The sequence below is a fragment of the Pararhizobium capsulatum DSM 1112 genome (genome assembly GCF_030814475.1).
Taxonomy (GTDB): Bacteria; Pseudomonadota; Alphaproteobacteria; order Rhizobiales; family Rhizobiaceae; genus Pararhizobium; species Pararhizobium capsulatum.
The window spans coordinates 2,067,289-2,092,407 of the sequence record NZ_JAUSVF010000001.1; the positions used below are offsets into that span (position 1 = coordinate 2,067,289).

Annotated in this window: 21 protein-coding genes and 3 tRNA genes; 17 read left to right on the forward strand and 7 right to left on the reverse strand. The window is 59.6% G+C overall.

Annotated features, from left to right (window positions below; translation table 11 throughout):
* Window positions 1-153 precede the first annotated feature (153 nt).
* Together QO002_RS09930 and QO002_RS09935 are read left to right on the forward strand one after the other, a co-directional pair.
* On the forward strand, window positions 154-330 hold the full coding sequence (locus QO002_RS09930; protein ID WP_307229126.1) for a type II toxin-antitoxin system RelE/ParE family toxin: 177 nt from the start codon (window positions 154-156) through the stop codon (window positions 328-330).
* A gap of 11 nt (window positions 331-341) precedes the next feature.
* Window positions 342-629 (forward strand): HigA family addiction module antitoxin, encoded by a 288-nt coding sequence (locus QO002_RS09935; RefSeq protein WP_307229128.1) that lies wholly within the window; start codon window positions 342-344, stop codon window positions 627-629.
* Here QO002_RS09935 and QO002_RS09940 read toward each other — a convergent pair.
* Entirely contained in the window at window positions 626-1,462 is an 837-nt protein-coding gene (locus tag QO002_RS09940) for an EamA family transporter (RefSeq protein ID WP_307229130.1), read from the reverse strand. The genes QO002_RS09935 and QO002_RS09940 overlap by 4 nt on opposite strands.
* 215 nt (window positions 1,463-1,677) lie before the next feature.
* Here QO002_RS09940 and QO002_RS09945 point away from each other — a divergent pair, with 215 nt between their 5' ends.
* From QO002_RS09945 to QO002_RS09955, 3 genes are all read left to right on the forward strand, one after another.
* Window positions 1,678-2,106: a CoA-binding protein gene (locus QO002_RS09945; RefSeq protein ID WP_307229132.1), complete on the forward strand. Its 429-nt coding sequence runs from the start codon at window positions 1,678-1,680 to the stop codon at window positions 2,104-2,106.
* Between the two features lie 129 nt (window positions 2,107-2,235).
* Complete coding sequence (locus QO002_RS09950; RefSeq protein ID WP_307229134.1) at window positions 2,236-3,516, forward strand: O-acetylhomoserine aminocarboxypropyltransferase; 1,281 nt, start codon at window positions 2,236-2,238, stop codon at window positions 3,514-3,516.
* Between the two features lie 59 nt (window positions 3,517-3,575).
* Entirely contained in the window at window positions 3,576-3,920 is a 345-nt protein-coding gene (locus QO002_RS09955; protein ID WP_307229136.1) for a cupin domain-containing protein, read from the forward strand.
* A 9-nt stretch (window positions 3,921-3,929) separates the two neighbouring features.
* On the opposite strand, the gene QO002_RS09960 is transcribed toward QO002_RS09955, so the two are convergent.
* Complete coding sequence (locus QO002_RS09960) at window positions 3,930-5,189, reverse strand: cytochrome P450 (RefSeq protein ID WP_307229138.1); 1,260 nt, start codon at window positions 5,187-5,189, stop codon at window positions 3,930-3,932.
* 150 nt (window positions 5,190-5,339) lie between these two features.
* Here QO002_RS09960 and QO002_RS09965 point away from each other — a divergent pair, with 150 nt between their 5' ends.
* From QO002_RS09965 to QO002_RS09995, 7 genes are all read left to right on the forward strand, one after another.
* A complete protein-coding gene (locus QO002_RS09965; protein ID WP_307229140.1) occupies window positions 5,340-6,191 on the forward strand; it encodes an endonuclease/exonuclease/phosphatase family protein in 852 nt (283 codons plus the stop codon).
* A 17-nt stretch (window positions 6,192-6,208) separates the two neighbouring features.
* Entirely contained in the window at window positions 6,209-7,765 is a 1,557-nt protein-coding gene (locus QO002_RS09970; protein ID WP_307229142.1) for a phospholipase D family protein, read from the forward strand.
* A 294-nt stretch (window positions 7,766-8,059) separates the two neighbouring features.
* Window positions 8,060-8,692: an ATP-dependent Clp protease proteolytic subunit gene (locus QO002_RS09975; RefSeq protein ID WP_307229144.1), complete on the forward strand. Its 633-nt coding sequence runs from the start codon at window positions 8,060-8,062 to the stop codon at window positions 8,690-8,692.
* A 299-nt stretch (window positions 8,693-8,991) separates the two neighbouring features.
* A complete protein-coding gene (gene clpX / locus QO002_RS09980) occupies window positions 8,992-10,269 on the forward strand; it encodes an ATP-dependent Clp protease ATP-binding subunit ClpX (protein ID WP_307229146.1) in 1,278 nt (425 codons plus the stop codon).
* A 373-nt stretch (window positions 10,270-10,642) separates the two neighbouring features.
* A complete protein-coding gene (gene lon / locus QO002_RS09985; RefSeq protein WP_307229148.1) occupies window positions 10,643-13,063 on the forward strand; it encodes an endopeptidase La in 2,421 nt (806 codons plus the stop codon).
* A gap of 216 nt (window positions 13,064-13,279) precedes the next feature.
* A complete protein-coding gene (gene hbs, locus QO002_RS09990) occupies window positions 13,280-13,552 on the forward strand; it encodes a non-specific DNA-binding protein Hbs (protein ID WP_307229150.1) in 273 nt (90 codons plus the stop codon).
* Window positions 13,553-13,716: 164 nt separating this feature from the next.
* On the forward strand, window positions 13,717-15,906 hold the full coding sequence (locus tag QO002_RS09995) for an esterase-like activity of phytase family protein (RefSeq protein WP_307229152.1): 2,190 nt from the start codon (window positions 13,717-13,719) through the stop codon (window positions 15,904-15,906).
* Window positions 15,907-16,026: 120 nt separating this feature from the next.
* On the opposite strand, the gene QO002_RS10000 is transcribed toward QO002_RS09995, so the two are convergent.
* Window positions 16,027-16,482 carry a MarR family winged helix-turn-helix transcriptional regulator gene (locus tag QO002_RS10000; RefSeq protein WP_307229155.1) on the reverse strand — a complete coding sequence of 152 codons (456 nt, stop codon included), beginning with the start codon at window positions 16,480-16,482 and terminating at the stop codon, window positions 16,027-16,029.
* 207 nt (window positions 16,483-16,689) lie between these two features.
* Here QO002_RS10000 and QO002_RS10005 point away from each other — a divergent pair, with 207 nt between their 5' ends.
* The 3 genes from QO002_RS10005 to QO002_RS10015 all read left to right on the forward strand — a co-directional run bounded on the left by QO002_RS10005 (window position 16,690) and on the right by QO002_RS10015 (window position 21,899).
* Window positions 16,690-17,973: a metallophosphoesterase family protein gene (locus QO002_RS10005; protein WP_307229157.1), complete on the forward strand. Its 1,284-nt coding sequence runs from the start codon at window positions 16,690-16,692 to the stop codon at window positions 17,971-17,973.
* Complete coding sequence (locus QO002_RS10010; RefSeq protein ID WP_307229159.1) at window positions 17,973-21,443, forward strand: ATP-binding protein; 3,471 nt, start codon at window positions 17,973-17,975, stop codon at window positions 21,441-21,443. The genes QO002_RS10005 and QO002_RS10010 overlap by 1 nt, the downstream gene beginning before the upstream one ends.
* A gap of 81 nt (window positions 21,444-21,524) precedes the next feature.
* Complete coding sequence (locus QO002_RS10015) at window positions 21,525-21,899, forward strand: CAP-Gly domain-containing protein (protein WP_307229161.1); 375 nt, start codon at window positions 21,525-21,527, stop codon at window positions 21,897-21,899.
* 24 nt (window positions 21,900-21,923) lie between these two features.
* Here QO002_RS10015 and QO002_RS10020 read toward each other — a convergent pair whose 3' ends face one another.
* Window positions 21,924-22,988, reverse strand: coding sequence for a capsular polysaccharide export protein, LipB/KpsS family (locus QO002_RS10020; RefSeq protein ID WP_307229163.1), 1,065 nt, complete (start codon window positions 22,986-22,988; stop codon window positions 21,924-21,926).
* Between the two features lie 346 nt (window positions 22,989-23,334).
* Window positions 23,335-23,410 (reverse strand) — tRNA-Val (locus tag QO002_RS10025).
* 469 nt (window positions 23,411-23,879) lie between these two features.
* Here QO002_RS10025 and QO002_RS10030 point away from each other — a divergent pair.
* Window positions 23,880-23,956, forward strand: a tRNA-Asp gene (locus QO002_RS10030).
* A 51-nt stretch (window positions 23,957-24,007) separates the two neighbouring features.
* A tRNA-Asp gene (locus QO002_RS10035) sits at window positions 24,008-24,084 on the forward strand.
* 60 nt (window positions 24,085-24,144) lie between these two features.
* Here QO002_RS10035 and QO002_RS10040 read toward each other — a convergent pair.
* Window positions 24,145-24,453, reverse strand: a complete 309-nt coding sequence (locus QO002_RS10040) for an antitoxin YezG family protein (protein WP_307229165.1) — start codon at window positions 24,451-24,453, stop codon at window positions 24,145-24,147.
* Window positions 24,454-24,648: 195 nt separating this feature from the next.
* The gene (locus QO002_RS10045) at window positions 24,649-24,876 is read right to left on the reverse strand and encodes a hypothetical protein (protein ID WP_307229167.1); all 228 of its coding nucleotides are present in this window, start codon (window positions 24,874-24,876) and stop codon (window positions 24,649-24,651) included.
* Window positions 24,877-25,119: the final 243 nt, after the last annotated feature.

Sequence of the window (25,119 nt, forward strand, 5' to 3'; positions counted from 1 at the left end):
GGCTTATTCGTTAGACATGCTACGTCACGCGTAGTATGTTTTGCGTATGATCAAGTCGATTGCCAACAGCGCGACCCGACAGCTTGTCCAGTCCGGAAAATCCAAGTTTTCCGGACTGGACAAGCTGTCGATAAGGCGAAACGGCGTCTGGTGATGTTGCACAATGCGCGTTCGTTGGACGATTTGAGCCCGCTGAAGTCTGTCGGTCTACACAAGCTTTCGGGCGATCGTAAGGACCAACGGGCGCTGATCATCAACGGCCCGTGGCGTCTTTGTTTTCGGTTTGAAGGTGGCGATGCCTATGACGTGGAAATCATCGACTACCACTGATGGAGAGAGCAATGTTTGAGGTTCATCCCGGCGCAATTCTGAAGGACGAACTCGAGACCCGTGAAATGACGGGAAACGCTTTGGCCCTGGCGCTGCGTATCAATTCCGGTCGCGTGTCGGAAATCCTCAATGGCAAGCGCGCGATTTCTGCGGACACAGCATTGAGGTTGGGGCAGTTCTTCGGAAACGACCCGCAGTTCTGGCTTGGCCTTCAGGCGACTTACGATCTCGCCGTTGCTTCGCGCGAGAATGGTGACCGTATCAAGATCGAGGTGTTGCCGGCGAAATCGGCAGCTTAGGCCAGCTTCAACAACAACGCTCCCAAGGCAATCAAGCCGGCGGCAGCGATGCGGAAGGGGCTGACGCGCTCTTTCAGGAAGACGATCGAAATCACCACGGCAAAGAGGATCGAGGTTTCGCGAAGCGCAGCTATTGTCGCAACGGGGGCCTTGGTCATGGCCCAGAGGGCGAGGCCGTAGGCAGCAAGCGATCCGCCACCGCCGATCAGGCCGCGCCACCATTGATGACGAACGTGGAAGATGACGGGTGCAACACCGCGTTTATAGAAGGCCCAGGCGAAAAGAAGCACCGGCGGCAACAGCGCCATCCACAGCGTGTACGATATCGGATTGCCGGCAAGGCGGGCGCCGATGCCGTCGACATAGGTGTAGCTTGCAATCACCACGGCGTTGGCGAGTGCAAGCAGAATGGCATGCTTGCCGCCTTTCCTGGCTTCGAATGCAAGCGTCAGGACCCCGGTGGAGATTGTCAGGATACCAGCCAGTGCACCCGTCGAAAGCTGTTCCTTGAGGATGAAGCCGCTGGTGGAGGCCACGATCAACGGGGCAACGCCGCGCATCAGCGGATAGACGAGGCCGATGTCGCCCGCCCGATAGGCGGCTGCAACAAGCTGAAAATAGGTGAACTGGAACAGTGCGGAAACAAGCAGGAAAGGCCAGGCTTCCCTATCGGGAAACGCCATGAAGGGGAGAAAGGGCAGGGCGACGACCGCTGCACCGAGTGCGATCATCGCAGCATCGAGCGATTTCTCCGAGCCGGCTTTGACCAATGCGTTCCAGGTAGCATGCAGGAGCGCACCGAGAAGAACGAGCGCAATGACGTCGGGAGCCACAATGACCTCAAGGAAGGAAGAAAGATTTTTCCTGCTTCTGAAGCGGCCAAGGGGGTTTTGCAATCGTAATACGCGTTGCAGAAGAGAAAACGGCCAGATTTGCCGACATCGACGCCAAAAACTCCTGATAGCGCGTGCAACCAGCCCATTCCGCGCGGTTGACAGGCCGAAAGGCTGTTCCAACTATCCAGTCTGGAACAGGAGCGGCGAGAATCATGAACCACGACAGCTATCCCGATTATTTCCTGAAGGAGATCCTCACGGAAACCAATACCATCGCCCTTGTCGGTGCTTCTCCCAATCCGGAGCGACCGAGTTACCGCGTCATGGCCTTCCTCTTGCGCAAGGGCTACACGGTTTATCCCGTCAATCCGGGGCAGGCGGGCAAGGAGATCCAGGGGCAAAAGGTGTACGCAAAGCTTGCCGACGTGCCTCGGCCGGTCGATATGGTCGATGTCTTCAGGGCGGCCGATCACCTTCTGGCTCTGGTCGATGAAGTGCTGGCGCTGCCCGAGCATCCCAAGGTGATCTGGGGGCAGCTTTCTGTGCGCGATGATCAGGCCGCAGCGAAGGCAGAGGCACAGGGCATCAAGGTGGTCATGGATCGCTGCCCCGCGATCGAATATCCGAGGCTTGTAGCCTAGCGCCGACGACATCCTAGAAATGACGCAACCGGAAAGTGCGCGATGCCGCACCATTTTGGAAAAACAATCTTTGACGGGTGGGGATTTGCTCTGGAATAGTGCCGCGACTTTTCCAGGGAGGATATCTTGATGAGCACGAAACCCGGCTTCAATACGCTTGCCATCCACGCGGGCGCGCAGCCAGACCCTACCACCGGCGCGCGGGCGACACCGATCTACCAGACCACCAGCTTCGTCTTTAACGATGCTGACCACGCGGCTTCGCTCTTCGGTCTGCAGGCCTTCGGCAATATCTATACGCGTATCATGAACCCGACCCAGGCCGTGCTGGAAGAGCGCGTTGCAGCACTTGAGGGCGGCACCGCCGCGCTCGCCGTCGCATCTGGCCATGCAGCACAGCTTCTTATCTTCCATACAATCATGAGCCCCGGTGATAACTTCATTGCCGCCAGGCAGCTCTATGGCGGCTCGGTCAACCAGTTCGGCAATTCCTTCAAATCCTTCGACTGGCATGTGCGCTGGGCGGACGCCGCCGACACCTCGACTTTTGAAAGCCAGATCGATGACCGCACCAAGGCGATCTTCATCGAAAGCCTTGCCAACCCGGGCGGCACCTTCGTCGATATTGCCGCCATTGCCGAAGTCGCACGCCGACACGGCCTGCCACTGATCGTCGACAACACCATGGCGACACCCTACCTTGTCCGACCGATCGAACACGGTGCCGATATCGTCGTGCATTCGCTGACGAAGTTCATGGGCGGCCATGGCAATTCCATGGGCGGCGTGATCGTCGATGGCGGCACGTTCGACTGGTCGAAGTCCGGAAAATATCCGCTGCTGTCGCAGCCACGGCCGGAATATGGCGGTGTTGTGTTGCATGCGACCTTCGGCAATTTCGCCTTTGCGATTGCCTGCCGCGTTCTGGGCCTGCGCGATTTCGGGCCGGCGATCTCGCCTTTCAACGCCTTCCTGATCCTGACCGGGATCGAAACGCTGCCGCTACGCATGCAGCGCCACTGCGACAATGCGTTCGCCGTCGCAAGCTGGCTTGCGAAGCATGGCAAGGTTGCCTGGGTCAACTACGCGGGACTTGAGGGCGATGCCAACCACACCCTGCAGACCCGCTATTCTCCCAAGGGAGCCGGCGCCGTCTTCACGTTCGGGCTGAAGGACGGCTACGAGGCCGGCAAGCGTTTCGTCGAAGGGTTGGAGATGTTCTCCCACCTTGCCAACATAGGCGACACCCGTTCTCTCGTTATCCATCCGGCGTCCACGACCCATCGTCAGCTGACGGCTGAGCAGCAGACTGCCGCCGGTGCCGGGCCGGAAGTGGTTCGGCTTTCGGTCGGCATCGAGGACGTTGCCGACATCATTGCAGATCTGGAACAATCGCTGTCCAAGGCCTGAGTTCAGCATCATATCGCTCGACGGTTGTTCTCGACCGTCGAGCCTATTCTGGAGACACCATGAGCAAGGCCCTGACATTCGACCTCTCGACCATCGAGCCGGAGATCGGCGCACCCGCAGCCGATCGCCTGATTTCCGGCGCGCCGGAATTCCGCACCTGGAACGTCGAGGAAGCCGATGGCGGCATCTATGCTGGCGTCTGGGAAGCGACGCCCGGCAAGTGGCAGATCGTCTATGACGAATGGGAGTATTTCCATGTTCTCTCCGGCCATTCGATCGTCACCGAAGACGAGGGGGTGCCCTTTCACCTGAAGCCCGGCGACACGATGATCCTCAGACCCGGATTCAAGGGAACCTGGGAAGTGATTGAAACGACTCGCAAGGATTACGTGATCAGGCTTTGACTTCTGCGATCATCCCCACTGCAAATCCAACCGCTCCAATCCATGGAAATGGTAGCTGTCCTTGACCTGCGGCTCATCCTTCAGCCGCAGTCCGGGCAGTCGCTGGAACAGTATTGGAAGAGATTGGCGCAGTTCGAGCCGGGCCAATGGCGCGCCGATGCAGAAGTGCAGGCCTGCTCCGAAGGACAGATGGGCGCCTTCGTTGCGGTCCGGCCGGAAGGTGAGGGGATCGCTGAATTTCCCAGGATCGCCATTGGCGGCGGCGAGCAGCAGGCCGATCTTCTCGCCTTTTTTGAGGATTATGCCATCTTCCAGTTCGATATCGGACAGCGCGTAGCGCTGGAAGACATGGAGGGGGGCGGCAAAGCGCATCGTTTCTTCGATCGTTTTTTCCGTCGTCGCGTCGTCTGCAAAGACGATGGCGGGGTCGGAACCCGTTTTAAGAAGCGTGTTGACGGCATTGCCGACCTGATGCACGGTTGCCTCATGACCGGCGTTGAGAAGCAGGACCGCGGTGGAAACGAGTTCGTCGTCCGTTAGCCGCTCCCCATCCTTCTCGGTGACGATCATGTGTGTGAGCATGTCATCTGCCGGATTGTCGCGCTTCCAGTCGACGAGGCCCTTCAGATAATCGGCGAAATCGGCTGAGGCCTGATTGGCGTCGAGTTCCGTCTCGTAGCTGGGGTTGAACATGTACATCTTCACCATGCGGTGAGACCAGTCCAGCAGCTTCGGCGCCATCTCGACCGGCACACCGAGCATGCGTGCAATTACGGTCACCGGCACGATCTCGGCGTAGTGTTTTAGAAGCTCGACCTCGCCATCCCTTTCGAAACCATCGATCAGGCTGTGGCAGAGAGCCTCGATATCCGGCTTCAACTGCTCGATCTGGCGCGAGACGAAGGCGCGATTGACCAACGTGCGAAGCCTGGTGTGCGCCGGGGGTTCAAGTTCCAGCAAGGAGTGCTCTTCAAGCCGGTCGAAATCTTTCACGTGCGGTTTCGGCTGCGCCATGCCCAATTCCTCGCGGGTGGCGACGTGGAGAATCTGGCGGCCGAAACGCCGGTCGCGGAGAAAGCCGTTTACCCGGTCGTATCCCGCAAAATACCATTGTCCGCGCTCTTCCCAATAGAAGGCAGGACATTCCGCGTGAAATGCCGCGTAGGTCGGCAGGGGGTCTCGGTAGAAGGCAGGGTCGTTGACATTGAGGCTGACGTGGCGGCGTGCACTGTCGATTGCGGCGGGCATGGCTGTCTCTGTTCTGGTCATTGGTCTTGCCGGTTTAAGAGGTGGTGAGCAGGGCCGCAAGCCGCATTTATTTACACCTATTTGCCCTATTTTCGGCCAGGAGCAGTCGTCTCCCTTGTCATCCCACCACGCGCGTCTAAATTTCGGATCATGGAACGAGCGGGAGCAGCGATGACGTCGCCGCATAAGAGCATATCAAGCGGGATTTTCTCCGCCCTCCGGGGAAGGCGTGTGTCACTGGCAGGCAGGGAGCCTTCCGGCGATCGTGGCGATACCGTCATAGCCTCCTACAACATCCACAAGTGCGTGGGTGTGGACAAGCGCTTCGATCCTGGCCGGATCACCGAGGTCATCAGCGAGATCGATGCCGACATCATCGCCCTGCAGGAAGCTGACCAGCGCTTTGGCGAGCGGGCCGGTCTGCTCGACATGGAGCGGCTGCACCGCGAGTGTCATCTGGTATCCGTGCCGATTTCCGCCTTTTCGCCCAAGGGGCACGGCTGGCATGGAAATGTCCTGCTCCTGCGCGAGGGCGCTGTCGCCAAGGTCCATCAGTTGAAACTGCCGGGTGTGGAGCCGCGCGGTGCGCTGGTTGTCGATCTGGATTTGAAGATCGGGCCGCTACGGATCATCGCTGCCCATTTCGGACTTCTGCGCCATTCGCGTGCACAGCAGGCTGCAGCTATTCTGCGGGCCATCAACGAGGCGGAAGACCGGCCGACGCTCCTCATTGGCGATCTCAACGAATGGCGCATGGGGCGCCGCTCCGCGCTTGCTTCTCTCAGCCCGAAGTTCGATCACATCGCGACGGCGGTGCCGAGTTTTCCGTCTCGTTTCCCGGTTCTTGCATTGGACCGGGTCATGGGAAGCCCGCACAATCTGGTGACCGCGGTGGAGGTTCATAACACTCCGCTTGCACGCGTGGCCTCGGACCATCTCCCGATCAAGGCCTTTATTGATCTGAAGCGCGCGCTCGGAGGTGAGGCAGTGACGGCCGAGGGCGCCTCGACCGGTCAGCCTTGAGCGGAGCCATCGGGACAATGCATTCCCTCATTCTGTTCGCTGCGCTTCTTGCGGTCCTGCTGGGGCTCGGTGTTGCCTATGTGTACGGACGTTTTGGCCGTCATCTCCAGGGCGGCCCGGCGCATGCGTTGCCGCCGGGACGTGACGAAACGGAGATCGACCGGCTGGCGGTCTCCCTGCTTGACGAACATCGGGGACAAAACGGCATCACGCTGATTGCCGACAATATCGATGCCTTTGCTGCCCGTGTCGTCTCTGCGCGCCGCGCGGGACGCAGCCTCGATCTGCAATATTACTACTGGAAGAACGACTTGACCGGGAAACTCCTGACCCGCGAGATCATCGCGGCGGCCGATCGTGGCGTACGGGTCCGGCTGCTGCTCGACGATATCAATGCCGGCCTGCACGACAGGATGTGTCTTTCGCTGGATGCCCATGAGAATATCGAGGTCCGGCTTTTCAATCCGAGCCGGGCGCGTACAGACCGGCTGAGGCGCGGGTTGGAAATGATGCTGCGGCCGCTGAGTGCAACGCGGCGGATGCATAACAAGGCCTGGATTGCCGACGGTCATGTTGCGATTACCGGTGGACGAAACATAGGAGACGCTTATTTCGATGCCGATGAGCAGGCGAACTTCCGCGATCTCGACGTGTGGATGCTGGGGCCGGTGGTCGACGAGGCAGCAGCGATGTTCGACCAATACTGGAACAGCCCCGTGGTCTTGCCGATCGGGGCCTTGCGCACGCCCCGACGCCACTATCTGCCCCAGCTTCGCTACAATCTGGAAACGCGATCGGTCACGCCAGCGGCGAAACATTACCTCGATGAGGTGGAGCGCGACATGGCGGCGGGCGGCCTTTACGCCGGAGAACACGAGATTAGCTGGACGACAGGCGTCAGGCTCGTCTGCGATCCACCGGAAAAAGCTCACCTCCAGAAACGGCAGAACTGGATCATGCGTGAATTGCTGCCGGTACTGACGGCCGCCAAGCACGATATCAGGATCATCTCGCCTTATTTCATTCCCGGACAGCAAGGCACAGCCCGGATCGCCGAACTGGCATCCCGCAATGTTACGGTTTCCGTGCTGACCAACTCACTTGCCGCGACGGATGTGGCGGCCGTTCACGGGGCTTACGCGCCATACCGCAAGCCGCTCCTGCGCAGCGGCGTTACGCTGTTTGAATTGAAGGCCATCCATGCGCCGGGGGAGCGAAAGCGCATGTCGTTATTTGGTTCGCGCGGTGCGAGCCTGCATACCAAGGCATTTACGGTCGATGGCGAAACAGGCTTTGTCGGCTCGATGAACTTCGATCCGCGCTCGGCCTCGCTCAATACCGAAATGGGCATGCTGTTCACGCATCCCGCTTTGGTCGAAGGCGTGAATGCGCTTTTCGCCGAGGAGACGCGCGACATCAACAGTTTCCGCCTCCAGCTTTCCGGCAGCCGGATTGAATGGTACGACCGCGAGGATGGTGAGCCGCGAAGGCTGAAACGCGAGCCGGAGGCCGGCTTCCTGCGACGCCTGATAGCAAGCGTCATTCGCATTTTGCCCATAGAATCCCAGCTTTGACGCAGATTGAGAGCACAAGGTACGGAATTTTACACTTTGTTGATGATCGCAGGAGCAATGGCTGGGGGCGAGCCGATCAAGCTGTCATGCTGCGTTTACTCCTGGCGGAATCTCGCTAGATGCAGGGGATGGGTATCGATGTATGATCGGTTCAGGCAAGTCTATCGGCTATTAACGTTATAGCCACTTGGCGACTTGAAGTGGGGTGTAGGGACACTCTATGTATGGAACGAGATATTTTCGATGATTCCCGGCGCGCAAAGGCTTTGCGGGCCAGACAGACAAAGGTTTGATATGAGAAATCCCGTTGATACCGCCATGGCCCTCGTTCCTATGGTCGTTGAACAGACCAATCGGGGCGAACGTTCCTACGATATCTATTCCCGTCTTCTGAAAGAGCGGATCATCTTCCTGACCGGTCCGGTGGAAGATCACATGGCGACGCTGGTCTGCGCACAGCTGCTTTTCCTCGAAGCTGAAAACCCGAAGAAGGAAATCGCGCTCTACATCAACTCGCCGGGTGGTGTCGTCACCGCCGGCATGGCGATCTACGACACGATGCAGTTCATCAAGCCAGCCGTTTCGACGCTTTGCATCGGTCAGGCGGCTTCCATGGGTTCGCTGTTGCTGGCTGCCGGCCATGCCGATATGCGCTTTGCGACCCCGAACGCCCGCATCATGGTTCACCAGCCGTCGGGCGGTTTCCAGGGCCAGGCTTCGGACATCGAGCGTCACGCCCGCGACATCATCAAGATGAAGCGTCGCCTGAACGAGGTTTATGTCAAGCATACCGGCCGGACCTACGAAGAGGTTGAACAGACGCTCGATCGTGACCATTTCATGACTGCCGACGAAGCCCAAACTTGGGGTGTTGTCGACAAGGTAATCACCTCCCGCGAAGCCTCAGAGGCCGCTGCGCAGGGTTGATTTCAAGCTTTTGTGTGCGGATAGAGGCTTTTGTGACACATTTGTAACCGTCACGGGGCTTTATCCGCAGCCCAAAGCCGTTAATATCGACCGTTAATGCTATGTTGAGTTTTGAAGTCCTAGCATTCGGTTATTGGTGGGAGATTCGTTGCCCCCGGACGTCAAGCATGGTTGTTTGAAGCCGGTTCGTACTCCCGATAAGTTCTGAGACCCGGTATTCGCGTGCCGAAGGCTCAGGGCGGTTGGACTGGTCCGTGGTGCCTTGCGCGAGGTGTCCGGCGTGCTGGAAGGAAAGTGATATGAGCAAGGTCAGCGGTAGCAACGGCGGTGACTCTAAGAATACCCTCTATTGTTCGTTCTGCGGCAAGAGCCAGCACGAAGTCCGCAAGCTGATTGCCGGACCGACCGTATTCATCTGCGATGAATGCGTCGAATTGTGCATGGATATCATCCGCGAAGAGAACAAGACCTCGATGGTCAAGTCCCGCGATGGCGTTCCGACGCCCCAGGAGATCATCAAGGTTCTCGACGAATACGTCATTGGCCAGCAGCAGGCCAAGCGCATTCTCTCGGTCGCGGTGCACAACCATTACAAGCGCCTGGCCCATGCGGCCAAGGGCTCTGACGTGGAACTCGCCAAGTCGAACATCATGCTGGTCGGCCCGACCGGCTGCGGCAAGACCTATCTTGCCCAGACGCTCGCCCGCATCATCGACGTGCCGTTCACGATGGCTGATGCGACGACGCTGACGGAAGCCGGCTATGTCGGTGAAGACGTCGAAAACATCATCCTGAAGCTTCTGCAGGCAGCCGACTACAACGTCGAGCGCGCCCAGCGCGGCATCGTCTACATCGACGAAGTCGACAAGATCTCGCGCAAGTCGGACAATCCCTCGATCACCCGTGACGTTTCGGGCGAGGGCGTTCAGCAGGCTCTGCTCAAGATAATGGAAGGTACGGTCGCTTCGGTTCCGCCGCAGGGCGGTCGCAAGCATCCGCAGCAGGAATTCCTGCAGGTCGACACGACGAACATCCTGTTCATCTGCGGCGGCGCCTTTGCCGGCCTCGACAAGATCATCTCCGCTCGTGGCGAAAAGACCTCGATCGGCTTCGGTGCTTCGGTGAAGTCGCCTGAAGATCGCCGCGTCGGTGAAGTCCTGCGCGAACTGGAGCCGGAGGATCTGGTGAAGTTCGGCCTCATTCCGGAATTCATCGGCCGTTTGCCGGTTTTGGCGACGCTGGAGGATCTCGATGAGGAAGCGTTGATCCAAATTCTGTCGGAACCGAAGAACGCGCTGATCAAGCAGTATCAGCGCCTGTTCGAGATGGAAGACGTAGAACTCACCTTCCACGAGGACGCGCTGCGCGAGATCGCCAAGCGCGCCATCATCCGCAAGACCGGTGCACGTGGTCTGCGTTCGATCATGGAAAAGATCCTGCTCGACACGATGTTCGAATTGCCGACGCTGGAAGGCGTACGCGAGGTCGTCATCTCCGACGAGGTCGTCAAAGGGTCTGCACGTCCGCTCTACATCTACTCGGAGCGCTCGGAAGAGAAGGCCAACGTCTCGGCCTGATCCGTTTCGCTGTCGCATGATCAAAGGCCCGCTTGCGCGGGCCTTTTTCATGCCGGGTTTTTTGTGTAAGTTTTGCGTCAGAAGCAAACTCCGCTTCTTTCTCTGATTGCTAAACGACCTCAACAACGCGATTATCATACGATTCTGTGACGGCGCGTCCGGTGTTGTTCTCTTGTGTTCGAAGCTGCGGCAAGGTCCGCGACAGGCCGGTGCCATTTAATGTGCTTCAAGGTTCGGCCACCCGCGCCGCACTGCGGCAAGGGTTGAAAACGAGCTTCATACTCTCCACTTGTCATGTGGAAAAAATGTTGACGCGGAGCGACCTTGAACGCTCCGGGTAACGAGCCCGGAAACGGGACGGAAAGGAACTGACATGGCGAATAAAACGTCTCCGACAACTGAGAGCGCGACCTATCCGGTGTTGCCGCTGCGCGACATCGTGGTGTTCCCGCACATGATCGTGCCGCTCTTTGTCGGTCGCGAAAAGTCGATCCGCGCGCTTGAAGAGGTCATGGGCACCGACAAGCAGATCATGCTTGCCACCCAGATCAATGCGAGCGACGACGATCCCGAACCTTCGGCGATCTACCAGATCGGCACCATCGCAAACGTGCTGCAATTGCTGAAGCTGCCCGATGGCACCGTCAAGGTGCTGGTCGAAGGCCGCTCGCGCGCCGAGATCGACGGTTATACCGCCCGCGAGGATTTCTATGAGGCCATGGCGCATGCGCTTGACGAGCCTGAGGAAGATCCGGTTGAAATCGAAGCGCTCAGCCGCTCGGTCGTTTCCGAGTTTGAAAGCTATGTGAAGCTCAACAAGAAGATCTCGCCCGAAGTGGTCGGTGCCGCCAGCCAGATCGAGGACTACTCGAAGCTCGCTGATACCGTCGCCTCGCATCTCTCCATCAAGATCGTCGAGAAGCAGGAAATGCTTGAGACGACGAGCGTGAAGCTGCGCCTTGAAAAGGCTCTCGGCTTCATGGAAGGCGAGATTTCGGTTCTGCAGGTCGAAAAGCGTATCCGCTCGCGCGTCAAGCGCCAGATGGAGAAGACCCAGCGCGAGTACTACTTGAACGAACAGATGAAGGCGATCCAGAAGGAGCTTGGCGACGGCGAGGAAGGCCGCGACGAGATGGCCGAGCTGGAAGAGCGCATCTCCAAGACCAAGCTCTCCAAGGAGGCCCGCGAAAAGGCGGAAGCCGAAATGAAGAAGCTGCGCCAGATGAGCCCGATGTCGGCGGAAGCCACTGTCGTGCGCAATTATCTGGATTGGCTGCTCGGCATTCCGTGGAACAAGAAGTCCAAGATCAAGACCGATCTCAACAACGCCGAGAAGGTGCTGGAAATCGATCACTTCGGTCTGGACAAGGTCAAGGAGCGCATCGTCGAGTATCTCGCGGTCCAGGCCCGTTCGCAGAAGATCAAGGGCCCGATCCTGTGCCTCGTCGGTCCTCCGGGCGTCGGCAAGACCTCGCTCGCCAAGTCGATCGCCAAGGCGACCGGCCGCGAGTACGTGCGCATGGCGCTCGGTGGGGTTCGTGACGAAGCTGAAATCCGCGGTCACCGCCGCACCTATATCGGCTCGATGCCCGGCAAGGTCATCCAGTCGATGAAGAAGGCGAAGAAGTCCAACCCGCTCTTCCTGCTCGATGAAATCGACAAGATGGGCCAGGACTTCCGCGGCGATCCGTCATCGGCTCTCTTGGAGGTGCTGGATCCGGAACAGAACTCGACGTTCATGGACCACTATCTTGAAGTCGAATACGACCTGTCCAACGTGATGTTCATCACCACGGCCAACACGCTGAACATTCCAGCGCCCCTGATGGACCGCATGGAAGTGATCCGCATCGCCGGCTATACCGAAGAGGAAAAGCTGGAAATCGCAAAGCGGCATCTGCTGCCGAAGGCGATCGCCGATCACGCCCTGCAGCCCAAGGAGTTCTCGGTCACCGACGGTGCTTTGACCGCGGTGATCCAGACCTACACACGGGAAGCCGGTGTTCGCAGCTTCGAACGCGAACTGATGAAGCTCGCCCGCAAGGCCGTGACCGAGATCCTCAAGGGCAAGACCAAGAAGGTCGAAGTCACTGCGGAAAACATCAATGACTACCTCGGTGTTCCGCGCTATCGCCACGGCGAGGCCGAGCGCACCGACCAGGTCGGCGTGGTCACCGGTCTTGCCTGGACGGAAGTCGGCGGCGAGCTGCTGACGATCGAAGGCGTCATGATGCCCGGCAAGGGCCGCATGACCGTCACGGGCAACCTGAAGGACGTGATGAAGGAATCGATTTCGGCGGCGGCCTCCTATGTCCGCTCGCGTGCGATCGACTTCGGCATCGAGCCCCCGCGCTTCGACACCAGCGACATCCACGTGCACGTGCCGGAAGGTGCGACACCGAAGGATGGTCCGTCTGCCGGTGTTGCCATGGCGACAGCCATCGTCTCGATCATGACCGGCATTCCGGTCAACAAGGACGTGGCGATGACCGGCGAGATCACGCTTCGTGGTCGCGTGCTGCCGATCGGTGGCCTGAAGGAGAAGCTGCTTGCGGCTCTTCGCGGCGGCATCAAGAAGGTGCTGATCCCGGAAGAAAACGCCAAGGACCTGGCGGACATCCCGGACAACGTGAAGAACAACATGGAGATCATTCCGGTCTCGCTGGTCGGGGAGGTTCTCCAGCATGCACTTCTGCGCATGCCGGTGGCCATCGAATGGGATCCGGCCAAGCAGGCACAGCCGATCGCGAGGCCAGATTCGGTCGACGAAGCGGGCTTGACGGTGGCCCATTAAGTGCCTTTTTCCGGCCTTCTTTCGGGGGCCGGAACCCCTCAAAATCGATAAAACGTGGAAGACCGGCATTTTTGCCGGTCTTTTTTTGTAAAACTGCTCGCAAAGCCTTGCATTCCTAGGCGTTCGGGGCGATTGGGATTGCCAAGGCGGGGCAGCGATCAAGCTCTCCCGGCTTGAAATTGAGTCGTTTCGAACCAGTATGAAAGGGGTGGAAACATGAACAAGAATGAGCTCGTGTCGGCCGTTGCTGAGAAGGCCGGACTTTCGAAGACGGACGCGTCCTCTGCAGTGGATGCACTCTTCGACGTTATCCAGGCAGAACTGAAGAACGGTGGCGACATTCGCCTCGTCGGCTTCGGCAACTTTTCGGTTAGCCGCCGCGAAGCATCCAAGGGTCGCAACCCGTCGACCGGCGCAGAAGTGGACATTCCGGCACGCAATGTGCCGAAGTTCTCTGCCGGCAAGGGTCTGAAGGACGCCGTGAACTAAGCTTCATGTTTCATCTGCAGCGCCGCGGTCTCGTGCCGACGGTTCGATAGCAGGTTGATTGGAGGTCCGGGTTTCCCGGGCCTCTTTTTTGTTTGCGCTGTCATGCCCCTGTTACAGTGAAATCGCAAAACCCTGCCGTGTTCGAGAACCGGAGAGGGATTCCAATGAAGACACTTTCTATCACCGCAGCGCTTGCCGCCGTGCTCGCCGCATCGACATCGGCGATTGCTGTCGCCGAGCCCGTATTCAACCGTGTTGCTTCCTTTGCTGTTGCTGACAGTCTGCCGGCCGAAACCGACAGGAAGACGCCGACGTCTTCCGAAATCATTACAGCCAGCGAAGATGGCAACACGCTCGTTTATTCCGACAGCCCCCTGAAGGCGATCGGCTTCATCGACATCACTGACGCCAAGGCTCCTAAGGCCGGCGGAATCGTTTCGTTCGAAGGCGAGCCCACCTCGGTCGCAGCTGTCGGGGGCAAGGTTCTGGCTGCCGTCAACACCCGAGAGAGCTTCACCAAGCCGTCGGGCTTCCTCGCCGCAGTCGACCTCGCCAGCAAGAATATCGATGTGAAGTGCGATCTCGGCGGGCAGCCGGATTCCGTTGCGATCAGCAAGGACAAGACACTTGCCGCCATCGCCATCGAGAACGAGCGTGATGAAGACGTCAATGACGGCCAGATCCCGCAGATGCCGGCCGGTGACCTTGTCATCGTTTCGCTGAAGGATGGCCTGCCTGATTGCGGCACGCTGAAGCATGTCACCCTGACCGGCCTTGCCGAAGTTGCAGGCGATGACCCGGAGCCGGAATTCGTTGCCTTCAATAGCAAGAACGAGATCGCCCTGACGCTTCAGGAAAACAACCACATCGTCATCATCGACGGCAACACGGCAACGGTGACCGGACACTTCTCCGCCGGCACCGCCGACCTGACGGGCATAGACACCCAGAAGGACGGCGCGCTGTCGTTCACCGATGATGTTGCCGGCGTCAAGCGCGAACCCGATGCCGTCAAGTGGCTCGATGACGACCGCATTGTCATCGCCAACGAAGGCGACTACGAAGGCGGCTCGCGCGGTTTCACAATCTTCGACAAGGCCGGCAAGGTTCTGTTCGAATCGGGTTCCAGCTTCGAGCATGCGGTCGCCAAGCTTGGCCACTATCCGGACAAGCGTAATTCCAAGGGCATCGAGCCGGAAGGTCTCGAAGCTGCGACCTTCGGGGAAGACAAGCTGTTCTTCGTCCTGGCTGAACGTGCGTCCGTCGTCGGCGTCTACAAGGATACCGGTGCCGAGCCGGAACTCCTGCAGATCCTGCCATCGGGCGTTTCGCCGGAAGGCGCTGTCGCCATCCCTGGCCGCAACCTGCTGGCAACCGCCAACGAAGTCGATCTCGTCGAAGATGGCGGCGCCCGCTCGCATGTCATGATCTACGAACGTGCTGAAGGCACTGCCGCTTATCCGCAGATCGTCTCCGCCGAGAAGGATGGTGTTCCGATTGGCTTCGGCGCACTCTCCGGTCTCGCTGCGATCAAGGATGAACCCGGCAAGCTCCTTGCTGTCAGCGACTCGGTTTACTCGTCGCAGCCGCGCATCTTCAAGATCGACGCAACCCAGAAGCCGGCGGTGATCACCGACGCGCTCACCATCACCCGCGATGGCGCTCCGGCTCAGAAGCTCGATATCGAAGGCATCGTTGCCGATGGTGAGGGCTTCTGGCTCGCTTCGGAAGGCAACAGCGACAAGCTCTATGCCCACGCGCTGCTGCAGGTCGATGCCAAGGGCAAGATCAAGAAGGAAGTCGCCATTCCGGAAGAACTGCGCGCAAACGAAATCCGCTACGGCTTCGAAGGTATCACCAGCGTTGGCGAAGGCGACGACCAGACACTCTGGATGGCTGTTCAGCGCGAATGGAAGGATGACGAGAAGGGCTTCGTGAAGCTCGTTTCCTACAAACCGGCAAGCGAAGAGTGGGGCGCCGTGCGCTATCCGCTCGAAGCGACGGCTGAAGGCTGGGTCGGTCTCTCGGAGATCACCGTTCACGGCGACCGAGCCTACATCATCGAGCGCGATAACCTGATCGGCAATGCTGCAAAGCTGAAGAAGATCTACAGCGTTGCCCTCGCCGACCTGAAGCCTGCCAAGCTCGGCGGCGAACTGCCGGTCGTCAAGAAGGAAGAGGTCAGCGACCTCATCCCCGAGCTGAAGTCGCTGGGTGGCTACGTCGTCGACAAGGTTGAAGGCTTTGCCGTTGATAGCGCCGGCAATGGTTATGTCGTTACCGACAATGACGGCGTCGACGGCTCGTCCGGGGAAACGCTGTTCTTCTCCATTGGTACCATGGACGCGATGTAATCGATCTTTGCAACGGCTCTACCCGTCAACATGAATGTTTTCGGGTAAAGCCTTCGGACTGCGAAGCGAAAGGCCGGGCATGATGCTCCGGCCTTTTTTCGTTTTGGGGTCTGGCTAAAGTCAGTGTTTTTTTTCGTCTTCGCGGCGCAGGCGGATGTCATCCGCCTTCCGCACGAGACTGTTGACGATAGACTGCAGCTGATCGAGTTGCTGATCGTCAAGCGCGGAGAAAATCTCTTCCAGCACCTGCTTACGGGGTGTTTCGGCGGCTTCGAGCACCTGACGGCCTGTCTGGGTTATCGAGACGATTTTTGCACGCCGATCGGCCGGATCCGGCTTGCGCTCGACCAGCTTGTCCCGTTCCAGCCCGTCGATCGCCTCCGTGACCGTGCGAGGCGCGAAACTGAGCGCATCGGCGATATCTGTGGAGCGACAGGGGCCAAGCTTGCTGAGGAAGAAGAGGAACTTGCTGCGGGCGAGCGAAACGCCTTCCTCCGTCATCGACTCGTTGATGAGCTTGTGGACGCGGTGGTAGAGCTCGAACAGTTTTTCCGACACTTCGAAATGCGACTTCATGGCGTCCCGTGTGATCCTGAAGGGCCATGTCAAATGGCAGTTCCCGTTTTAGCGCAGCGGTTCCAAAACCGATATCGTTTTCGCACATGAACACGCGCTTTTGAGAAATGCCAGCACCCCCCGCCGTCCACAGGAGAACGCCGGGCGAGGGGGGCGGGCGGGCCTCCTCCCATTGACGTCCAGCGCCGCGGCAGGCCATGGTCGGCGATGCCTTTCCGCTTTGTTCACACGGCCGACCTTCATCTCGATTCTCCACTGCGCAGCCTCGCCTTGAAGAATGTCGAGCTCGCCGAGCTTGTGCGTGGCGCGACGCGCACCGCGCTGTCGTCGATCGTCGATCTCTGCATCGCAGAGGCAGTCGATGCACTGCTGATTGCCGGCGATCTCTATGACGGCTCGCAGACATCGATGAATACGGCGCTGTTTCTCTCCACCGAGCTTCGGCGGCTGGAGCAGGCGGGCATCCCGGTCTTTATCATTCGCGGCAATCACGACTCCCAGTCCACGATCAAGCGCGAGTTGTCGCTTCCAGCCAATGTCCATCTTTTTTCCGGACGAATAAAATCGGTCCGCGCCAAAACGCTGGATAACGGCCGGGAGGTCTATGTCCATGGTGTTGGTTTCGACAATCCGCATGCGCCTGAAAGCCTGCTGTCATCCTTCGCCGGACCTATGGCCGATGCCATCAACATCGGCATGCTTCATACGAGCCTGGCCGGTGCGCCGGGGCACGATCCCTATGCGCCGGCAAGCGTCGCCGATCTCGCAGCCCACGGTTTCGACTACTGGGCGCTTGGGCACGTGCATCTGCGGCAGGTTCACAGCGAAAAGCCTGTTATCGTCATGCCCGGCATGCCGCAGGGGCGCGATATCAACGAAGCCGGCGACAAATCCGTAACGCTGGTGACCGTTGGAGATAATGGGACGATTTTCCACGAGGAACGGCGGATCGGACAAGCCGCATTTCATCGCCTTTCAGTGGAATTGACGGGTGCGGATGACTGGCAGGCGATGCTGGCGCGTGTTCGTGCGGCAATAGCTGATGCCCGCGACAAGATATATGCAGAGCAACTCATTTTTCGGATCGTGCTGACCGGTACGACCTCGCTTGCCTGGAGCCTTCGCCGCGATCCGGAGTTCCTGCAGGCTGAAATATCCAATGTCACCGCAGGCTTTCCAGGCTGCTGGGCAGAGGCTGTCGAAGTCTCCTGCCGGAATGCTGAAAGCGATGCGACGCAATCGGCAGCGGATCCCGTCCACGAACTGGCGCTGACGGTGCATGGGGATGTTCTCGGGTCCCACGCCTTCCGGCAGGAGGCAGAGCGGATAGTGGAGGAACTCCTGGCGCAATTGCCACGGGAGTTGCGGGAGCAGATGGCCGGCGACGAGGCCGCGCTCGGGCGGTTGGTGGAAACGGTCTCACGCGAAGGCAGCGACGATATGCTGGCCTATCTGCAGGCCGGCAGGGCGGACGGCGAGGGCGCGCGCTGATGCGGCTGAAGGCACTCGATCTTGTCCGCTACGGCAAGTTTACCGACCGCCGGCTGGATTTTGGCGAAAGCCTCGGCATTGGTCGGGATTTCCACGTCGTCTACGGGCCGAACGAGGCCGGCAAGTCGACCCTGTTTTCGGCCTATCTCGACCTGCTCTTCGGCATCGAGGCACGCAGCGGGTATGGTTTCCTGCATCCCTATCCGACAATGCGCGTGGGCGGCACGATCGAGACCGGGGAGCGAACGCATGAGGTCTTCAGGGTCAAGCGCAATCAGAATACGTTGATCGACGCTGACGATCGTCCCTTGCCGGACACGCTGTTTTCGGCGGCTTTGGCGGGCATTGATCGGGCCGCCTATCAGATGATGTTTTCGCTGGACGATGACAGCATCGAGCGGGGTGGTGAGGCGATCCTGAAAAGCGAGGGCGAGCTCGGCGCGCTGCTTTTTTCCGCAAGCTCCGGCTTGCCGGACAGCAGCGTAGTGCTTGCCCGGTTGAGAGCCGAAGCCGAAACCTTCTACAAGCCGCGAGGGAGCAAGCATCGTCTTGCCGAATTGAAAGCAGAGTTGGAGGTTCTGAAGGAAAAGAAGGCCGACGCGGATACCAACGCCCGGGAATTTGCAGCGCTGCGCAAGGCGCGCGACAGTGCCGCCGAGCGTCATGAGACGGCGCTCACCGCGCGCGCGGAGATGCGTGTCGGGCTCGATCGACTACGGGTTCAGCGAGAGGCGTTGCCCTTGCTGGGGCGCTTGCGCAGATCGCGGGAGGAGCTGGCTGATTTTGGTGATCTGCCGGAGGCACCTTCACCGTGGTATCAACTTTATCCAACGCTCTTGCGTGAAGACGCCGACATTGCCGGGCGCATCCAGCAGCTGGATGCGGACATCGAGCGGCGGGAAAACGAGATTGCTGCCATCGTCGAAGATCAGGCGGCGCTTGCTGCTGCAGGCAGGTTGGAAGATATCGAACGCTCCGGTCTTAAGGCTCGCTTCAGGACTGCCGTTTACGACATGCCTTCGCGCCTCGACGAGCGGGCGAAGGTCGAGGCCGACATGGCAGCACGGCTGCGGCAGTTGGGGCAGGCGGACGGGGCTGATGCCAGCGCCTTCCTGATCCCGGTCGCCGTAATCGGACGCATCCAGGATCTTTCGCAACAGCACGCGGCGCTGAAGGAGCGGCTGGTGACGGCCGAGCAGGAACTGTCCGTGGCGCAGGAGGCATCAAGCGAGATCGAGGCGACCTATCCCGGTGCCGGTGATGAAGAGTATGACGGCAATGGCTTGCGGACCATTGCCGATCTTGCGAGGCGCTTGCGGCAGAACGACTGCCTGCTGCGACAGCAGGCGGCGCGCCGGCAGGCTGCAGGCCTCCAGGATATGCTGGAGGAGCGGCTTGCCGCACTTTCTCCCTTTGCCGGCGATGCCGATGCCCTTTCCAGATTGCCCGTCCCCACCGCTGCCGAACTGGCCATGCTGGCGGCAGAGAGACTTGCATTGGAGGAAAGGCGGCAGCGTCTGGACGACAGGATTGGCGAGGAGGAGGCTGCGCTTGCCGGCGACAGGGCGCGGCTTGACAAGCTGCATCGCGCTGCCCCGTTTGCAGCCGATGATCAGGCTCTTGCCCTGCGGCACGCACGCGACGAGGCCTGGACGGCGCATAGTGCGGTGCTTGATGGCAGGAGTGCGGCCCGGTTCGAGGCCGCTATGCGGCGCGACGACGAGGCGGTGGCCTTGCGATCTGCCCAAGCAGACAGCGTGGCGCAGGCAAGGGTGCTCACCCTTTCGCTGGCCGAGAGGACCGCTCGTGTTGAGGCTTGGAGGAACCAGAAGGCTGCGCTGGTAACAACCTCATCGGAGCTTTCCGATCGTATTGGAATCATCGCCATAGCATGCGGTCTTCCAAGGGAAACCGGTCTGGCCCGACTGGAACAATGGTTCGCCGCCCGGGTCGTGGCTCTTGAAACGCGGACGACGCGCCGAAACGCGCTGCAGGATCTCAGGCAGGCTGAAGAGGACGAAGCCTCAGGATTGGAGAAGCTTGCCGAAGCCTTGCAACGTCTGGATGGCGACCTCTCGCTTCCGGACGATCTGGCCGGCGCGCTGGATATTGTCGAGCGGACGATTTCCGACGTGGAGAAAAAGCTCGCCACAAGGCGAGAGGCCGCGATCGCCCGGCAACGGGCGGAGGCCGCTCTTGTCTCGCGACAGGTTGCATTTGATGCCGCGGATTTGGCGATGACGCGCTGGGTGGCGCAATGGCGCGAAGCGCTTGCAGGAACCTGGCTCGCCACGGGCGACAATCCACCGTCACCGGGAGAGATCCTGCCAGCCTTGGCGCTGTCCCAGGATATTGAGAAGCTGGCGCAGAAAAGAGCCGATCTCGATCATCGCATCGACGGCATGGCCAAGGACCAGTGCAGCTTCACGTCAGCCGTCGAGGAGATTGGCCGCACTCTTGAGATCAGCTCCGATGGGGACGCACTTTCGCTCTTCGAGCGGCTCCTGGCGCGCGTGAGCGAGGCGACGAGATGCCGAGACCTCGCGACAAGGCTTGGACGTGAGAACGGCGAGCGGCGCCATGAGCGGCAGGCACTCCTGGAGAAGAGGGTGCTGCAGGAGACGCAGAAGAGCGTCATGCTCGCGCATTTCGGATGTGAAACCCTGTCCGAAGTCGGCGCACGGCTCGATGCGGTCAAATTGCGTGACCGGTTGCGGGAGCGTATCGCAGAAACCGAGACGGATCTTTGCGCGCGGCTGAGTGTCGCGCGTGTCGAGGAGGCCGAACTTGTTCTCAGCGCTGTGGACGAGGAGGGGCTCGATCTGGCGACGGTGGAGCGGCAGGCCGCCTTCGACCAGATGGATCGCGACGTTGGCGACCTTCACGCGGAACGGCGCGAAGCTGAACAGCTGCTCTTGAGGATCGGTGGCGATGACACCGCAGCCCATATGGAGGAGCGTCGGCGCACTGTGCTAGCCGAGATCGAGGCGAGGGCGGTCGCCTATCTCAGGCTTCGTACGGGGATCGTCGCAGGCGAGGCGGCGCTACGGCTTTACCGCGAGCGCCATCGCAGCGCCATGATGCAGCGGGCCTCGGCAGCCTTCAGCATGATCAGCGGCGGTGAATATGACGGGCTTTCGACCCAGGCGGAGAGGGGCGAGGAATATCTGATCGCAAACGCCGCCGGCGGCGGATCGAAACTGGCCCGGGATCTGTCCAAGGGCACGCGCTTCCAGCTTTATCTGGCCCTGCGCATGGCCGGCTACCACGAGATTGCCGCGACCCGCGAAAGCCTGCCTTTCGTGGCAGACGATATCATGGAAACCTTCGATGACGGCCGCGCGCGCAACGCCTTCTCCCTGATGGGCGAGATGGCGAAGGTCGGCCAGGTTATCTATCTTACCCACCACGAACATCTCTGCGAGATCGCGCAGAAGGCATGCCCGGGCGTGGTTGTTCACAGGCTCTGACATTTGCCGTGCCTATCGGCGGCCTTGGCGCTATATAGGCTGCAACTTGTCATCATGTCGCATCGCAGATCGGGAGGCCGAATGATCAATTTTCATGTGGGGCAGAAGGTTGTCTGCATCGACGACACCTTCAAGCATGTGTCGATTGACCAGGGAATTCGCAAAGGCCAGATCTATACGATCCGCTGGGTCGGTCCCTACAAGCACTACGTCGATGGCGAGTTCATCGGCGTCAAGCTGGAGGAGATTCACCGCGGCAATGACGACGGTCCGGAAGGCTACGGTGCCGCGGACATGCCCTATCGCGCCACGCGTTTCCGGCCATTGCTCAAGGATCGGCTGTCTGCTTTGAAGAACATCCTCGTTCCGACACCCAGGGGCGAAAAGCCCTATATGCCGGAGGCGCCGGAAGAGCCGAAGCGCAAGACGCCGGTGCGCAAGAAGGAAGAGGTCTGAAACGCCCTGGGTGCTGTGTGCGGCTCAGGAAGCAGCCTGCAGCCGCATCTGGTGGAGAGTTTCGACGGCATCTTCGAATTCGATCCCGCGCATGGCCTGTGGATCGTAGTAGCGCGAATACAGGATGTAGGCAGCCGCAAAGATATCGGTGACATCGCGTCGGGCGGTTCGCCGGGGGCAAGACTGACGATCGTCGGTGGCGCCCCAGCCGGCATAAAACGGCATGCCGAGACAGGTCACCGGAATACCACGCATGAGCGCTTCGAAGCCCGCAAGCGATGTTACCGTATAGACGCGATCGACCGTTTGAAAGGCGTCCGCAAGGGTGATGTTGGTTTCCAGCACCTGCACATTGGCCGCCAGTCGCTCGCGGCTGAAGTTGCTCGGCCGGTGTCCATGCATGATATCGGGATGCGGTTTGAAGATGATCTGCGCACCGGGATTGTCGCTGACGGCAGCGTCGATCAGGTCGTTGTTGCCGACGGGACGGTCGCATCCTTTTAGAATCGACATGTCGTCATCGACCTGCCCGAGAACCAGGACGCGCGTGCGATCCTTGGGGCCGTAGACCGCTTCGATCGTGACATCGGTGGCATTGTTGTATTTGCTGAGGCGGGTAGCCAGTAGTCGTTGCAAGCCGCGTTCAGCCCGCTGGCGGAGCGTCGCGTCACGGGCAAAGTCGTGATTCTCCAGGATGTGCTCCAGCTGCGAACGACCGGTCGAATCGTAGTAGAGAACGGGACTGTCGAAGCAGAGCGACAGCGGTGGGACATTGGTGGAGCCGAGATTCACGGATCGCAGAAAACCATCTTCAACCCGTATCAGAGGGATGTGATTTTTCTCGCAGAACTGCTGCAGAAAGGGTGGGTGTTTATAGCCCCAAACATAGACCTGAGCACCCTCCGAGCGGCGCAGCAACGGCGCCCAGCGCGTTTGGAATTCAAGAGCGGTGAAGCGAGAGCGATCGCGTTGTACGATGCGTCGCTCAGGCAGCCACACCGGCAGGAATGTTCGCCAGGGGGCCATGCCGAAAACGAAGGCCAGAGGTTGCCCGGAACGATCCGCGGTGATGTCGTCGTCGAGTTTCACGATCGGAGCCCTGATGCAGCAAGCGCCGTGCTATGGCAGTTTTACGCCCAGAAGTCGAGCCGCGGAAACACTTCAAGCCGGCCGGCGATCTCGATCTGGGGGGTATCGGTACGGGAGGAAAACAGGGACGGCCAGCGTGATCTCGCGGCAGCGACGTGACGTCAATCGGTCGCCCGACCCCGTTCTATAGATAACGGCAGTCGCGCCCATTTGGGCTTCTGACAGACCGGACATCATCCGTCCAGCAAACTTTCAGGAGAATCATGTACCGAGGCGTTCCGCTCGCCAAAACACCGCAGGCACGAGCTTCGTGCGCGCATAAACAGGTCTGTTGTAATGGGAAAAATGGTGGGCGATGACGGACTCGAACCGCCGACATCCTCGGTGTAAACGAGGCGCTCTACCAACTGAGCTAATCGCCCGCCGCGAAGCAGGGCTGATGTGCCTGCCGCGTCGATGGCCGTGATCTATGCGGATCGTGCGAAAACCGCAAGAGCGTCGTTGCAATTTTTTTGACTTTTTTATCTCGGCTGTGACGGATTGAGGGCCGGACGACAGAAAGGTGCCGAGAAAGAATGGCGCAATGCACGGGCGAGAATATGGTGTTGATGGAAGGGAGGGGCTTACTGCCGCGGATCGCCATTTTTTCCGTATCGTTCTTGCTGCTGTGGATAAAGTCCGCACCATTTGACGCAATAAGCCTCATCTAAATGTGCAGGCGCGGGTTGCCGATCTCTAAAAGCGCGCCCGTGGAAACAAATTGTCGGCTGTCATTGTTTTGTCTCCAAACCTGCTTGACACCAAAAGACGAACCCCGTAGTTAGCCGCTCATCGAAGCGGTCAGCCGGTTCGACAAGGATGCGAAAGCATCTGGAATGCCTGGAATGAAGTGCGGGTGTAGCTCAGTTGGTTAGAGTGCCGGCCTGTCACGCCGGAGGTCGCGGGTTCGAGCCCCGTCACTCGCGCCACTTCAAGGCAAGCGTTGAAAAACGCAATTCCAGAGATCGTATCCGTAGTGCGCGGGTGTAGCTCAGTCGGTTAGAGTGCCGGCCTGTCACGCCGGAGGTCGCGGGTTCGAGCCCCGTCACTCGCGCCATTTTTCCTCTGGAGTCATTGCCTTAGGGCAAGTTGTTCTGTCTCCGCTGCAACCCTGGCTTCACTCGAAGTGAACCGCATATTCACCCGACCGCTTCAGCAGGAAGACAGCCTTCGTCCAACCGGACTTCTCGGTGTCGGCCATGATTCGACTGAGATCACGAATGGCGCGGGAAACGGAGTAGTCGAGCTTTCGCACGTCGAGATCGAGCGTTTCACCCTCGGCCGTTCGATAATCACCTTTCAGCCCGACGGACTGGTCGTCCACATCGGCTTGCAGGTGAATTTCGATCCAGTCGCCATCAATGCTCATCATGACAGCGTCAAAGACGTGATCATAGATCTCTGCTGGAGATTGTGTCGTTTCCATATCGGCCTCCGCTAACCGATGGGTAGCAGGCGCACATGCGCAATGGAGGAAGTTTATCCCGCTGGGACCTCAAGGCAAGGCACTGTCGTGCTTTTCCTCCGCGAGGTGGGGGGCGGACCACAGCAGCGTCCATGTCGTCCTGCAAAATGACCAGCACCTGGAAGGTACAGCCGCCGGTCTCGATCAGGGCTGTTCTCAGGAGTGCAGAATCTTTTCGATCAGATAGGTTGATTCTGCGGCCTGGTCGCAAAGCTCGTAGGTTCCTGCTTCTTCAACCTGCCGGCAGACGAAATTGACGCGCGCTTCGTCGTAGTTCAGCGCCATCAGCAGGGTTTCCCGCAGGCCGATTGTCGTCAGCAATGCAGGCTCGCCGATGGCGCCTCCCAATCCCAACGCCTGGATGCGAATCGTTATAGGCATCATGCGACCTCTCCTTCTGTGGGATGTCTACCGCCTAGGTTGCAAACCGTCGATCACTAGAGTTGGCGGTAGCGCGGGGCATAGGGGCTGATTTGTCGTCGACGCAGGGCGCCTCGCTTGGTCGCAGAGCGCAATGAAATGCAGCCATATCGGGAAGTCATGCCGATGCCAGATTGTGATCTCCTTATGGCGACCTTGTTTTCTCATGCGAGAGAATGGTTTCGCAGCGCGAAAACTCCATCCGTG

Bases quoted from the DNA above. Each gene is read 5' to 3' on its own strand.
- lon (WP_307229148.1), top strand. From the start codon at position 10,643: ATGGCGAATAAAACGTCTCCGACAACTGAGAGCGCGACCTATCCGGTG.
- QO002_RS10005 (WP_307229157.1), top strand. From the start codon at position 16,690: ATGCCTTTCCGCTTTGTTCACACGGCCGACCTTCATCTCGATTCTCCA.
- QO002_RS10000 (WP_307229155.1), bottom strand. From the start codon at position 16,482: ATGAAGTCGCATTTCGAAGTGTCGGAAAAACTGTTCGAGCTCTACCAC.
- QO002_RS10010 (WP_307229159.1), top strand. From the start codon at position 17,973: ATGCGGCTGAAGGCACTCGATCTTGTCCGCTACGGCAAGTTTACCGAC.
- QO002_RS09995 (WP_307229152.1), top strand. From the start codon at position 13,717: ATGAAGACACTTTCTATCACCGCAGCGCTTGCCGCCGTGCTCGCCGCA.
- QO002_RS10015 (WP_307229161.1), top strand. From the start codon at position 21,525: ATGATCAATTTTCATGTGGGGCAGAAGGTTGTCTGCATCGACGACACC.
- clpX (WP_307229146.1), top strand. From the start codon at position 8,992: ATGAGCAAGGTCAGCGGTAGCAACGGCGGTGACTCTAAGAATACCCTC.
- QO002_RS09965 (WP_307229140.1), top strand. From the start codon at position 5,340: ATGACGTCGCCGCATAAGAGCATATCAAGCGGGATTTTCTCCGCCCTC.
- QO002_RS09970 (WP_307229142.1), top strand. From the start codon at position 6,209: ATGCATTCCCTCATTCTGTTCGCTGCGCTTCTTGCGGTCCTGCTGGGG.
- QO002_RS09945 (WP_307229132.1), top strand. From the start codon at position 1,678: ATGAACCACGACAGCTATCCCGATTATTTCCTGAAGGAGATCCTCACG.
- QO002_RS09935 (WP_307229128.1), top strand. From the start codon at position 342: ATGTTTGAGGTTCATCCCGGCGCAATTCTGAAGGACGAACTCGAGACC.
- QO002_RS10040 (WP_307229165.1), bottom strand. From the start codon at position 24,453: ATGGAAACGACACAATCTCCAGCAGAGATCTATGATCACGTCTTTGAC.
- QO002_RS09975 (WP_307229144.1), top strand. From the start codon at position 8,060: ATGAGAAATCCCGTTGATACCGCCATGGCCCTCGTTCCTATGGTCGTT.
- hbs (WP_307229150.1), top strand. From the start codon at position 13,280: ATGAACAAGAATGAGCTCGTGTCGGCCGTTGCTGAGAAGGCCGGACTT.
- QO002_RS10045 (WP_307229167.1), bottom strand. From the start codon at position 24,876: ATGATGCCTATAACGATTCGCATCCAGGCGTTGGGATTGGGAGGCGCC.
- QO002_RS09955 (WP_307229136.1), top strand. From the start codon at position 3,576: ATGAGCAAGGCCCTGACATTCGACCTCTCGACCATCGAGCCGGAGATC.
- QO002_RS09960 (WP_307229138.1), bottom strand. From the start codon at position 5,189: ATGACCAGAACAGAGACAGCCATGCCCGCCGCAATCGACAGTGCACGC.
- QO002_RS09950 (WP_307229134.1), top strand. From the start codon at position 2,236: ATGAGCACGAAACCCGGCTTCAATACGCTTGCCATCCACGCGGGCGCG.
- QO002_RS09930 (WP_307229126.1), top strand. From the start codon at position 154: ATGTTGCACAATGCGCGTTCGTTGGACGATTTGAGCCCGCTGAAGTCT.